General features: G+C 52.6%; 10 protein-coding genes. 5 read left to right on the top strand and 5 right to left on the bottom strand.

The window, feature by feature from the left end; all coding sequences use genetic code 11:
• Positions 1-330 precede the first annotated feature (330 nt).
• From JMJ04_RS24195 to JMJ04_RS24185, 3 genes are read left to right on the top strand one after another with little or no spacing between them, the layout of a single operon-like run.
• Positions 331-1,053: an SDR family NAD(P)-dependent oxidoreductase gene (locus JMJ04_RS24195; protein WP_201372990.1), complete on the top strand. Its 723-nt coding sequence runs from the start codon at positions 331-333 to the stop codon at positions 1,051-1,053.
• Positions 1,037-1,531, top strand: a complete 495-nt coding sequence (locus JMJ04_RS24190; RefSeq protein ID WP_201372989.1) for a RidA family protein — start codon at positions 1,037-1,039, stop codon at positions 1,529-1,531. Before JMJ04_RS24195 ends, JMJ04_RS24190 begins: the two co-directional genes overlap by 17 nt.
• Before the next feature lie 46 nt (positions 1,532-1,577).
• Positions 1,578-1,898, top strand: coding sequence for a YciI family protein (locus JMJ04_RS24185; RefSeq protein ID WP_201372988.1), 321 nt, complete (start codon positions 1,578-1,580; stop codon positions 1,896-1,898).
• 125 nt (positions 1,899-2,023) lie between these two features.
• On the opposite strand, the gene JMJ04_RS24180 is transcribed toward JMJ04_RS24185, so the two are convergent.
• Positions 2,024-2,605 (bottom strand): dihydrofolate reductase family protein, encoded by a 582-nt coding sequence (locus JMJ04_RS24180; RefSeq protein ID WP_201372987.1) that lies wholly within the window; start codon positions 2,603-2,605, stop codon positions 2,024-2,026.
• Between the two features lie 249 nt (positions 2,606-2,854).
• Complete coding sequence (locus JMJ04_RS24175; protein ID WP_201372986.1) at positions 2,855-4,234, bottom strand: MFS transporter; 1,380 nt, start codon at positions 4,232-4,234, stop codon at positions 2,855-2,857.
• Between the two features lie 487 nt (positions 4,235-4,721).
• Here JMJ04_RS24175 and JMJ04_RS24170 point away from each other — a divergent pair, with 487 nt between their 5' ends.
• On the top strand, positions 4,722-6,446 hold the full coding sequence (locus tag JMJ04_RS24170; protein WP_201372985.1) for a type IV secretory system conjugative DNA transfer family protein: 1,725 nt from the start codon (positions 4,722-4,724) through the stop codon (positions 6,444-6,446).
• Positions 6,447-7,016: 570 nt separating this feature from the next.
• Here the strand turns inward: JMJ04_RS24170 and JMJ04_RS24165 are convergent.
• Both JMJ04_RS24165 and JMJ04_RS24160 read right to left on the bottom strand, forming a co-directional pair.
• Positions 7,017-7,898 carry an AraC family transcriptional regulator gene (locus JMJ04_RS24165; RefSeq protein WP_201372984.1) on the bottom strand — a complete coding sequence of 294 codons (882 nt, stop codon included), beginning with the start codon at positions 7,896-7,898 and terminating at the stop codon, positions 7,017-7,019.
• Positions 7,899-8,120: 222 nt separating this feature from the next.
• Positions 8,121-9,116 (bottom strand): quinone oxidoreductase family protein, encoded by a 996-nt coding sequence (locus tag JMJ04_RS24160; protein WP_201372983.1) that lies wholly within the window; start codon positions 9,114-9,116, stop codon positions 8,121-8,123.
• 279 nt (positions 9,117-9,395) lie between these two features.
• Here JMJ04_RS24160 and JMJ04_RS24155 point away from each other — a divergent pair, with 279 nt between their 5' ends.
• Positions 9,396-10,259 carry a helix-turn-helix transcriptional regulator gene (locus tag JMJ04_RS24155; protein WP_201372982.1) on the top strand — a complete coding sequence of 288 codons (864 nt, stop codon included), beginning with the start codon at positions 9,396-9,398 and terminating at the stop codon, positions 10,257-10,259.
• Between the two features lie 154 nt (positions 10,260-10,413).
• Here the strand turns inward: JMJ04_RS24155 and acnA are convergent, their stop codons facing one another.
• On the bottom strand, positions 10,414-13,083 hold the full coding sequence (acnA, locus tag JMJ04_RS24150) for an aconitate hydratase AcnA (RefSeq protein ID WP_201372981.1): 2,670 nt from the start codon (positions 13,081-13,083) through the stop codon (positions 10,414-10,416).
• Between the last annotated feature and the right edge of the window lie 72 nt (positions 13,084-13,155).

Below are 13,155 nucleotides of genomic sequence, written 5' to 3'. Positions count from 1 at the left end.
CCTATCTTCAAAAGACGAGACTATCCCAGGAGCTGTAAGTGGGAGCCGACATCGTGATTGAGCATGGGGAGGCGAGTATCGCAATAAATATTCTTGCGTGTTCGGCGCAAGATTCTATTCAAACTGCGCAAGAACATAGGCGATTGCACATTCTCTCTGAGGTACTCTTAGAGTAAGAGAAAGGTGTAGAGGAGCCATTTGAAAGACCCGGTTAGCTCCTTTCTCTGTACATGATCTCTCTCTCCAGGGATCTATGGAAACAGGTGTGAGTAAGACATACTGCTTTCCATGGACAACCATTACGATATAGCTTGAAAGAAGGAAACTACAGTGTCTGAGAAAAAAACCGCTCTTGTGACTGGAGCTTCATCGGGGATTGGGCTTGAACTGACGAAGACCTTACTTGCTCAGGGATATCAGGTCGTCGCCAACTCGCGCACTATTACCCGTGCGGGAACGCTGACCGCTTCTGATCGCCTTGCTCTCGTTGACGGGGATATTGCCGATCAGGAAACCGCAAAAAAAGTCGTAGACACAGCCGTTCAACGGTTTGGCGGGGTTGATCTGCTCGTGAATAACGCCGGGATCTTTATCGCGAAGCCCTTTACTGACTATACCATTGAGGATGTTGATCGCCTGGTCAAGACAAACCTGCTAGGCTTCTTCTTTGTGACGCAGTATGCCGTGGAGCAGATGCGAAAACAGCATGCTGGGCATATTGTAAACATTACCACCACGCTAGCAGATCAGCCCGTCGCAGGTGTTTCGGCATCCATTGCTCTTTTAATAAAAGGTGGATTAAACGCGGCGACCAAAGCACTGGCCATTGAGTATGCAAGTGAAGGTATTCGCGTCAATGCTGTTGCGCCAGGCAACATTGCAACTCCTCTACACAAAAACGATGATCATGGTTTCCTCAGCCGCATGCATCCAATCGCACGTATGGGTCAGGCATCTGAGATTGTTGATGCGATCATGTACTTAAACGCCGCAACCTTTGTCACCGGTGAGATCATTCATGTGGATGGAGGAGCACATGCCGGCAAATGGTGATCGAAACAGTCCGCGAAAGCATAGTGAGAGGCTGGATGCGCTTGGCATCCAGCTTCCAACGCCTCCCACACCACTTGGGAATTATGTGGAAACATCGTTGGTTGGGACCCTGCTCTTTACCAGCGGTATCCTACCCTTTGTTGATGGGAAGCTCCTGTTCACAGGCCGTTTGGGTGTCGATCTGACGGTGGAACAGGGGCAAGAAGCGGCCAGGTATGCAGCATTGAATGCTCTAGCAGCGGCGAGTCATTTCCTGGGCGATATGGATCGTATTCAGAAAGTGGTACGAGTCGGAATTGCTCTGGCGACGACCGAGGCATTTACGCAGCATGCAGCAGTTGCAGACGGTGCCTCAGATCTGTTTGCACAGATCTTTGGGAAGGAACAGGGGCATACCCGGCTGGTCTCTGGGGTTTACAGCTTGCCTGTTCGAACCCCAGTGGTCCTGGATGTAGTCTTTGAAGTTGTTGTGCAGTAATGTACACCTTCGTGTGGTGAATACTTTGATAGAGGAGGAAGGACAAATGACTCAAAGCACAACGCATTATTATATCCTGAACCTGATATATACTCGCCCATTGGCTGAGGTCGAGCTCTTAATTGATGAGCATTCACATTATCTCCAGTCTGCATTTGATCGAGGTGATTTTCTGCTTTCTGGCCGCAAGGATCCATGGACAGGAGGAATCATCCTCGCGAAAGCGAGTAGCCAGGAAGCTATCCAGGCTATCATTGCGCAAGACCCACTGCTTAAAGCAAACGTTACCAGGTATGAGGTAATTGAGTTCCATCCCACCAGAGCAAATACTGATTTTTCATCTGTACTTGCCTCTAAGAAAAAGTAATGTCTCTCTATCCTTGTTACAGGAACGGGTATGCTCAAACCGACGACCTCAGATTGTCTGCCTGAGCATACCCGGTCGATATGGAAGGGTTTTGCTGGCTGGTTTTCAACCATATGGTATGTTCGTTATCGAGCGTTTGCCTGCTCATTGGGTTGGTAGTGGAGTTCGACGATGCCGGATGAGCGAGTTATGGTGTTGACAAGTTTCAGCTTTGTGTAGTCCTTGAAGAGGGGTTTTCCCTTGCCAAGGGCGATAGGGTAGAGAAGAAGCTGATACCGGTCGATCAGGTTGTGACTGGCGAGGGCCTGAACCAGGCTGGCGCTCCCATAGATAATGATGTTCCTCCCTGGCTCCTGCTTCAGTTGCGTAATCTCGTCAGGGATAATTTCCCGGCGTACAGTGGAGTTGTTCCACTCGGCGTTTCTTAGCGTCTTGGAGAAGACAATCTTGCGCATCTCGTTCAATTTGCGAGCGTATGCCTTTAGACCCTCTGGAGCATCCGGGGAGTTGGGTACATGTGGCCAGGAACCGGCAAAGCTCTCGTACGTGGTGCGTCCTAGTAAGAGCGTATCAGCAGCAGAGACAAATTGGTCCTGATATGGTCCGTTGTCCTCATCGTTGATCTCACCCATCCAATTCATTTCCCCATCGGGTCCAGCGATAAAACCATCAAGTGTCACCCACATGGTCATAATAATGTTTCGCATGGTATGCAACCTTTCTTTTTGTACACTATTACTCTGTCAATCTTCATTGAAAAGGTTTCAAGCCGCCTACGGCGGGAGGGGCTTTAGACGCAGAGGGGCTGACGTCCCTCTGCACTCCCCACCTTTCCAACACCTGAAATTACTTTTTCTTTTGATTTACTTGCATTTTACAAGTGCAGACACTCTACTATTCTGCATGGGGAACCAAAAAGTGGAAAGAATAAGTCTTTTTCGCTTGTCCGCCGTGTGCTAAGTGATTGCGACCAGCACGCTGCCCAGCAGGAACAGTAGCGCGACCAGCAGCAGCGCGATATGCATGCCAGCAAGAAATGCGCTCCTCTCACTTAACGAACCGAGTATCGAGCCTAAAATCGCAACGCCAAGCACACCACCCAGTTGACGGCTCGCATTCAGCAGTGCTGAAGCGACACCCACCTGGCTCTTGGGAACAGTATTAAGGATAGCCGTCGTCATGGCAGGGACCGTCATACCACAGCCAAGGCCAATGAGGATTTCTCCGGCTGTCAGCAAAAGGATGGAAGCGCCAGTTTCGCCCAACAGGAGCAAGAGTGTGCCAAGACAGCTTGCTGCCAGCCCTGCGATCATTGGTCGGCGCGTGCCCAAACGTGCAGTGATCCTCCCTGAGATCAGAGCTGTGCTTCCTGTCGCAACAGTGCTTGGCAGTAGCGCAACACCTGCCAGAGCCGCTGGGTAATGATAGATGTCCTGAAAGAACAGGGAAAGGACAAATAGGATACCATACAGGCCAAAGTTGAGGATGCACCCTACCAGTATTGGCATGCTAAAGGCTGCCGATGAGAAGAATTGTAGGGGAAGCATAGGCGTACTGTGCCTGGTTTCGATGAGCAAGAAGCCACCGGATGCTCCTATGCACAGCAGAAACATGCCAACGATCTGGGGCGAGATCCATCCCTGGCTGCGCCCCTCGATAAGTGCGTAGGTCAGCGTGGCAAGGGCAATGATCACGCATGCCTGTCCCCACAGGTCACGTTTCTGCGTTGTTGTACGTGGCGTCTCGCTAACAAAACGCATGGTGAGAGCGAGAGCGAGTAGACCAAAAGGCACATTCAGTAGAAAGATGCTGCGCCACCCCAGCGTTTCAACAAGCAATCCACCGACGATAGGACCTCCTGCCAAGCCGATGCCCGAACTACCTGCCCAGAAACCGACTGCCCTTGCCCGTTTCTCAGGGCTCTGAAAGCCGTGAGTGATCAAAGAGAGTGAACTTGGAACCAGGAGTGCGGGTCCCACTCCTTGAAGCACCCGTGCCGCTATCAAGATATTGAGCGAGGGAGCAAGGCTACAGAGGAGCGATGCCCCTGTAAACAGCACGTATCCCGTAAGAAATGTGCGCTTATGCCCGAGTCGATCCCCGAGCGTGCCCGCGCTGAGCAGCAAGCTCGCAAAGATCAGGGTATAGCCGTTGACCACCCATTGCAATCCCTCAAGCGAGCCATGCAGATCGTGCTGCATGGCCGGAAGAGCCACATTGACAACGGATGTATCGAGAATAACCATGAAGAACCCGAAGCAGATGGCAGTTAACCCAAGGGCATGAAGCGACTCTTTCTCTGAAGGGATAGATGGAATATGGAGTTCTCTTGACATATCTTCCTGCGTCTCCTGTACAGATTCTGCAAAATACGAGTGCCACAATGTGGTCACATACCTAAGAAGCAGACAGCACTCTTGGCTGCAACCTCCTGGTCGTTCCCGTGAAGGATTTGTTCTCTCCTTACTCTAGTATGAAGCGAAGAGGGATGCACCCATATTCTTGCGTCAGCGCAACATAATCTTGCGCGGTTAACGATAGGAACTGGGGATGAGTCCAGTGAGACACTTGAAACGCAGCGCCAGGTGGCCCTTAGAGGGGATTTTGCTGGGGAAAAATGTTGGGACCCCAAAACTATGAGGAATTTCATAGCTTTAGGGCCCCACTTCTTGTTATACTGGTTTCGGAATCCTAGTCAATAAGATAAAATAGCTGTATTTAGAAGGTGAATGTCAATACTCTGTTAAAATTGAATTAACTGTAAACGACGGCCTACCACTTCACTACAGATAAGAGCGAGAAAGAAAAGGATATACGACGCGTATGGAAACGATACTACAATTGGGTGAGGGCTTGGATGGGTCCTTCTGGTTTATTATCTTGCTAGCATTGATATTACTTGCGCTGGCTTTACTCTTCGAGGGAGTCCTACGTGGAAACAAGACGACTGCTTCTTATGGGTCGGCAAAGTTCGCGCAGATCCGCGACATCAAATCGTTGCTTTCCTCAAAAAAGGACTTCGATGGTCCCGAGCAAGCAGAAGGAGAGCCTGCTCCCAGCAGTTTGCTGTTAGGCCGATACAAAGGGAAGACAATCGCTTTGAATGAGGAGGTATTGGAGAATCATGTTTTGATGGTTGCACCAACAGGCGCAGGCAAAACAAGCCGCGTCATTCTACCTGGCTTGCTCAGGGAGGCGGGCCACCGGAGCTTATTTGTGATCGATCCCAAGCAAGAGCTTGTGAAAAAGAGTGCGGGGTATATTGCTAAGCATCACGAAGTCTGGATCTTTGCGCCCAATGACGCGGCCAGGAGCCATAGCTATAACCCCCTTGCCTACATTACAAACCTCGACGATGCCCGTGACTTTGCCATGAGTTGGATTCAAAATACGGGTGAGTCAAAGGAACCGTTTTGGGATCGTGCGGCCGAGCTGTTGATCACAGCAACAGTACTCCACTTGCGCACTTGTGAACCAGATGCACCGTTCTCCCGGCTTGCTGATATCTTTAGTATGCCATTTGAAGATCTCAAGGCCCTGCTAACAAAGAGCGATAACCAGGCAACGCGAAAGATAACAACTTCATTTCTGTCCAACATGGAAAAAAATGGGAAGCTGATAGGTAGTGTCATGACGGACATTGCTAATCGCTTTTTTATGTTGTTCTCACCAGAGGTCCAGGCTGCAACCGCGGAGAATGACATTGACTTTAACGCCATGTGTGACCGGTCTATTGCTCTCTACCTCTCCATCCCTTTCGGCGACGCCGAACGGTTACGCCCTCTCTCCGCAACCTTGATAATGCAAATGATGCGCACCTGGATCCGGCGTGCCGACCATAGCCCTAACGGGCAACTTCCCCGGGCTATCGGATGTTACCTTGATGAGTTTGCCAATGCGGGGCGTATACCTCACTTTGAGAGTTATATTTCTACTCTCAGAAGTAAGCGTGTTGCACTGTTGATGGCAATCCAGGCGTTTTCTCAGCTTGAAGAAGTGTACGAGCCGGCAGGCAAGGAAACGATCATTAGCAACTCACGTACTAAATTGCTGCTACCAGGCGCTGGCCTGGAAGAGTGCGAGTACTTTAGCAAATTGACCGGGCAGACAACTACTGTAACGAAGAGCCAGAGCAAGAGTATACGTGGGATCAGCATATATGCGATACTCTTTGCTGATAGCCAGAGTTTTAACAAAGCAGAAACTAAGAGAGATCTTATGACACCCGATGAGATGAGAACTATGCGCGAAGGTTCGATTCTCATGATATCGGGTAGTTTTCCTGTAGTGCTTGTGCAGAGCATTCCATACTATCAGAACCAGGTTTTGGTCGAGCGGTCTCAGATGCATTTCCAGCTGCCAGAGCGTACTACAGTAATTGCGGCTAAGGAGGATGCATCTTCCGGACAGGGGCGGAAGCGGAAACGGGGACGAAGGGGGGCCGCCCGGTCACAAGATCAAACGAAAGTCACCGTAAAGGAAGAGGCAATGGTTCAAAGCGAGGATGATGCATATATAGGACATGTGGAGGACATCATTTACTTGTAAAAATAGGTTGAGACAATTTCGCCTTTTTGTCTTGACAAATGTGCCTATCATATGCTATAAATTAAAGCATGTAGTACCTTCTCCATCTCGCTTGTTCGCTGGGCTTACGCTCGCACCGAGATGTGTTACAAGGTGCTTTTTGACCAACTCACAACTTGCATCTCTCACAGAGATTGCTTGTCGTAGTTGGTTTCCCTGAGCTGATGGTGTTTTCCGGCTCACTCATAGACTTTCGAAGTTAGTAGCTACTGTTAGTACTGCTTCGAAGGAAAAAAAACCGTTTTCGACCCAAGGAGGTCATCTTGCAGAACAACGGCAAGTGCGGCTCTTGCGGCGAGGTCTACGACGACGCCGGTCGCTGTAAGTGCTCCAGGTGAGTGGAGAACATCAGCTCCACTCCCTCGCTGAAATGTGAGGGATAACAGGAGGCGGTGCTCTGGGTAACTCCAGGGCACCGCTTCTTGTTTATGATCTCCCGCTCGATGAGCGACTGCTCGCAGCATGCAATGCGATCTGGTACCAGCTTCCGCGTGAGCAGAACAAAAGCCAGCACAACATATTCTTGCGCGGTTAACGATAGGAACTGGGGATGATTCCAGTGAGACGCTTGAAGTGCAGTGCCAGGTGGCTTTCATTCGCAAATCCTACCGCGTGCGCAACGGTGGTGAGGGACCAGTTCGTTGTGGAGAGTAACAGTTTGGCTCGCTCAATTCGACGCTGGATGACGTACTGATGAGGAGAAAAGCCGGTTGACGCTTTGAAGAGACGTGTGAAGTGGTAGGGGCTAAGAGACGCGACCGCCGCGATTTCTGAAAGCGAGAGACCCTCGGCGAGATGGTCTTCGATGTACATGCTGACGCGTCTGAGCGTCACCTTGTCTAGACCAACAGATCTTGAGAGGGAGGGTTGCTTCACCGACGAGTGTTGTCTGAGCAGGTGGATGCCCAGGATGTTCGCTAATGACTCCACATAGAGCTTCCCACCCAGACCATCCGAGCGAAGCTCCGAGAACAGCGAGAGCGCGATGGACTCGATCTGCGGATCGAAAATGCCGAGGGCACCAACGAACTCAACCGTATCAGGATAAATGTCTGCCGAGGTGGCGATCTCCTGGATGAAGGTGGGTGAGAGATACAGATGCAGGTGACGTACCTCTCCCTCGCGCTCCAGGTGCCAGTTGGTCGGCGCTCCCGCAGGCAAAATGACCAGGTTGCCGGTTCCAAGTTGTCCTTGACGCCCAGCGAGCCGTTCTTGAATAGTAGAAGGCGCACTGAGATTGATGATGAGGATATGGCGAGGAAGAGCAGGCAAGGCAAAATCATCGAGCGGGTGGATGACCTCCGCAATATCAAGCCCATTCCAGCCCTTTCCGCTGCTCGACTGCACAATATGTTCAGGCGGAACATCGAAAACAGTGCCGTGTCTGTCGCCTCCTAAAGGAACCTGCTCCACTCCTTGTCTCCTTTTCTACCCACGAAAAAATGATGCCGGGTACATGTTCTACTCACTCATCATATAGGCGTCAATGACCTCATGCGATTATACATCAGACCTTCGCCTCTGGATACTCCATGCCTCAAGGCAGGAGTATCCAGAGGCGTTCCCTTCTGTCTCTATAGGTTCCCATCTTTTTCCCCGGCGCTTTTGGAGCCACGCGACTGAACGCTCCTGAGTTTAGAGACGAAGCACGATTTTGCCATACGAGGCCCGCGACTCCAGCAAGCGGTGCGCTTCCGCAACTTCTTCAAGCGCGAAGGTGCGCATGATGCGTGGGCGAACGTTTCCTTGCTCGACGTAGCGTCTAAAGGCCTGCCTCCCCTGTGCAATGAGATCAGGATGCTGCTGCATGAGGGTGAAGGACGAAAAACCTTCGATCCGTTTCAGCCCCATCATGAGCTGGGAGACGCTCTCCGATGGCAAGGCGGGAATGTGCCCACTAGCTGCACCGGAGACAATGAGACGACCAAATGGAGCTAGGAGTGGAAGGCTTTCAACCAGGATCTGACCGCCCACTACATCAAGGATGACATCAACGCCCTTCCCTCCGGTTGCCTGCATAACCTGCTCGGTCCACCCCGGCTCGGTGTAGTTGATCAGCGTGTCAGCTCCCAGGGTCTGCGCCATGTCGAGTTTAGTCGCGGAACTGGCGGTGGCGATGATCTGTCCTGCCCCCATTGCGCGTGCCAATTGCACCGCAAAATGTCCAATGCCTCCGGCAGCTGCGTGAATCAGCACCCGTTCACCAGGGCGCAACTGCGCCGAGGTCGCCAGTAGATGATACGCCGTATCGCCCGCAACGGGGAGGGCCACCAACTCTTCTGGCGAGAGCGAAGCCTCTGGCAAGGGCTGAAATCGGAGCGAGAGAGGCACCAGCGCGTATTCGGCATAGGCTCCCACTGGAGCAAAACCGAGGATACGCTCTCCCACCTGAACCTCGCCTACCTCTGGCCCCACCTGGGCCACCGTGCCGTACACATAGTCGCCTGGTGCCACCGGGAACGTGGGTGTTCCCCACGGTGAGTTCTCGCTACGTATCTGCGTATCAACATACCCAACATCAATGGCTTCGACTTTGACCAGGACCTGGCCAGCCTCAGGCTGAGGAATAGCCACTTCCTCGACCTGTAAGACTTCTGGTGCTCCAGAGGTGTAATATCGTACCAGTTTCATTTCTTTCTTCTTTCTTTTCATCCAATTTCAACGTGTTCACATAATCGCGTTATTCTATCAGCGAAAACGGCACACCAGACAGGTATCAGGATCATTCCTGGCCTGAAGTCGTGGCGCATCTGAGACGCAGACACCGTTTGTAGCGCGTGTCAGAACAATCACTTTGTCTGTCTGGTGATAGTATGGAACGATTCCTCTGCATTAACCAGGAGTGTGTTGTATCATATGTCTAGAAAGACATAGCCTCCGGAGAACGTGCAGGGAGGTCATGAGGAACCTATGAGAGAAAGAATCAAGAGCCGTGCGGGACTGGCCGATTTTTTACAAAGCCGTCGTGCTCGTCTGCATCCAGAACAGTTTGATTTTCCAGCATTTCAGAGGAGACGAACGCCTGGCCTCAGACGAGAAGAGCTTGCTCAACTGGTTGGCGTGGGTGTTTCCTGGTATACCTGGCTTGAGCAAGGTCGGAATATTCAGGTTTCCGATCAGGTGCTGGAACGTCTCGCATCCATTTTGCAACTTAATGAGGAGGAGCGCCGCCATTTGTTTCTCCTGGCGCAAGGTCCAGGCCCATTCGTGGGTGACCAGGAGGATCAAAAGTATGTGCCCAATGCTACCGTACAAAACATTATTGATGGCTTCAAGTACCCGGCCAGGCTCTTCGATCCACGTTTAAATGTCGTCGGATGGAATGAAAGTGCCAATCGGGTCTTTGGGGATTATCCCAGCCGAACTGACCGAGAGCGCAATGCCCCCTGGTTTCATTTCATGTATCCATCGTCACGAATTTTTGAGGTTCATTGGGAAAGGGAGGCGTGGCGCTGCCTCGCCGCCTTGCATGCCAGGTATGACCAATACCCTGATGATCAATGGTTGAGCGAGTTGATTGCGGAGTTGCAGCAAGCCAGTCCAGAGTTTCGCGCCTGGTGGCCTGAGCATGAGATTGTGTTGGACTGTGGCAGCCTCTACGAAATTAATCATCCGCTCGTTGGCCGTCTTGCCTTGCATCCCACAGTTTTCCCCATGCCTGAACAGCCTGACTTACAGATGATTATCTATACTCCACTGGCTCAGGAAGACACTGCGGCAAAACTGAGTGCGTTAATGGTCGAAGAGGACCAATATCATCTTATGATATCGTAATGCTTGGATGGGCTATGTGCTTGAAATGGCACACGCGTTGTTGCTTCCGACTGAACATATTGTTCAGTCGGAAGCGAGAGTGACCACGAGTTACTCAGGAAACCCAGGCATGCATTTCTTCTCATTGCTGGACAGCAGCAATGTTTCTTATAACTTAGTCCTGCGCGAGCAACTGGCGCAAGATCATGTGGAGCACACCGCCATGGCGCAGGTACTCAATTTCGGCTGCGTTGTCCACGCGAGCCAGCACAGGAAAGCGTTGCAGGCGCTCACCGTCCCTGGCCTCTACTTCGAGCAACCGACCCGGTACCAGACCATCTGCGATGCCCCGAATCGTAAACTCTTCCTGCCCTGTTAGTCCCAGCGACTGGCGGTTCTCGCCCGGCTGATATTGCAAAGGCAGAATTCCCATGCTCACCAGATTTGAGCGATGGATGCGCTCGTAGCTCTCCGCAATGACCGCTTTGACCCCCAGTAAAGATGGTCCCTTCGCGGCGGTATCGCGCGAAGAGCCGTTTCCGTACTCCTTGCCAGCCAGAGCGATCAGTGGTACACCCTCTTTCCGATAGCGCATGGCGGCATCAAAGATCGTCATCAACTCCCCGCTCGGCTGATGAGTAGTCCAACTGCCCTCTTTGCCGGAAGCCAGTTCGTTACGTAGGCGAATATTCGCCCAGGTGCTGCGCATCACGATCTCATAGTTGCCTCGCCGCGTCCCATAGGTGTTAAAGTCTGGTTTGCGCACACCATGCTCAAGTAAAAAATAGCCAGCCGGGCTCTCGGCGGCAATGCTTCCGGCGGGAGTAATATGATCGGTCGTGACGGCATTGCCGAGAGCGACCAGGACGCGTGCGTCCTCGATATCACGCAATGGAGACGGCTCAGGTGTGAGATCCGCGAAAAAGGGCGGTTCCTGGACATAGGTTGAGGCAGGCTCCCAGGCATACGTTGAGCCAGCAGGCGCCTGTACCTGCTGCCATTGCTCATCCCCCTGGTAGATCCGGCCATATTCTTGCGCGAACTGATCTTTGCGCAGCGAAGTCTGCACAATATGCGCCACCTCTTCAGAAGAGGGCCAGAGATCGCTGAGGAAAATTGGCTGGCCCGCGTCTGTGTGGCCCAACGGCTCACTCGTCAGATCCTTGCGCACCGTTCCAGCCAGGGCGTAGGCGACAACCAGTGGAGGTGAGGCCAGATAGGCAGCTTTCACTAACGGGTGGATTCGCGCCTCAAAATTGCGATTGCCCGAAAGCACCGCGGCCACATTGAGTTGCTCGCGCTGAACCTGCTCCTCTATCGCCGGGGTGACCAGCGGACCAGAGTTACCGATGCAGGTGGTGCAGCCATAGCCGACGAGATAGAAGCCGAGCGCTTCCAGATAGCTCAGCAGCCCGGCCTCGTGCAGATACTCGGTGACAACACGCGAACCAGGAGCCAGGCTTGTCTTAACGTGAGCAGGAACGCGCAAACCGACCTCGACAGCACGTTTTGCCAGCAGGCCCGCGGCGATCATTACAGAGGGATTTGAGGTGTTTGTGCAACTGGTCAGAGCCGCAATAACTACCGAGCCATCACTCAACTGTTCGTCCGAGTTGACTGGCGTGGGCACGGCGGAAACCAGGTCAGCAGGGCGCACCTCTTGCTCCTTTGAAGGGAAAGCGGCGGAGAAATTTTCCCGCACTCCGGAGAGCGGCACACGACCCTCAGGGCGCTTTGGCCCCGCCAGGCTCGGCTCGATCGTCGCGAGATCGAGTTCGAGCAGTTCACTGAAGATGGGCAGTGGCGCGCCATCGACGCGGAAGAGCCCCTGCTCTTTGCAATAGCGCTCAACTAGTTGAATAAGCTCGATCTCGCGATTGCTGGTCTCCAAATAACGTAACGTTTGCGCATCAACCGGGAAAAAGGCGGCGGTCGCGCCATACTCCGGGCACATATTGGCGAGCGTGGCCCGGTCCGCGACACTCAGACTGGAGAGTCCATCCCCGCAAAACTCAACGAAGGTATTGACAACACCATGCTTGCGCAGCAACTGGGTGAGTGTCAGCACCAGGTCGGTGGCAGTCGTGCCAGGCGGCAGCGCGTTGGAGAAACGTACCCCGATAACAACCGGGAACGGTAGATACATCGGCTGCCCCAGCATACATGCCTCCGCTTCAATACCACCAACTCCCCAGCCCAGGACGCCGAGCCCATTGACCATTGGCGTATGGGAATCTGTGCCAACCAGGGTATCAGGAATGACAACCTGCCGTCCGCCTATCGACTGGACCTGAACACAGCGACTCAAGTGTTCCAGGTTAATCTGGTGGCAGATACCCATGCCAGGAGGTACCAGCGCAAAATTGTCAAAGGTTTGCTGGGCCCAGCGCAGGAGGGCAAAGCGCTCACCGTTCTGCTCATATTCGCGCTCGCTATTGGCCTGATATGCTCGTTGAGAGCCAGACTGGCTGACCTGAACGCTATGATCAATCACTAAATGGGCCGGCACAAACGGATTGACGCGGCGTGGATCTTTGCCAGCTCGCGCCATAGCTGTGCGCATTGCGGCCAGGTCGACCACTGCCGGTATGCCAGTATAATCATGTAAAAGCACGCGAGCGGGCCTGAAAGGAACTTCAAACTTCTCCGAGGGCGGCTCTCCTGTCCATTGCGCAAGGCCTCTGATGGTCTCATGTGTCGCGTGTTCATCACGCAACTGCATTTCCAACAAGATTTTCACCGTCATTGGCAGACGACTTGGATCTCCCAGCCCCTGATCCTGGAGAGCTGAGAGTGGATAATATTCCAGATCAGTGCCAGGTAAATGGGCACGCAAAGCAAGCATAAGTTTCCTCCTGTTAAGCGCCGTCTTCTTGCTATAGCCAACTCTTCCTGAGACTTTTTATTTTTGCTACTT

This window comes from Ktedonobacter robiniae, from assembly GCF_016587375.1.
Taxonomy (GTDB): domain Bacteria; phylum Chloroflexota; class Ktedonobacteria; order Ktedonobacterales; family Ktedonobacteraceae; genus Ktedonobacter; species Ktedonobacter robiniae.
The sequence above is the reverse complement of the archived record's forward strand: the minus strand, read 5'-3'. Positions and strand labels throughout refer to the sequence as shown.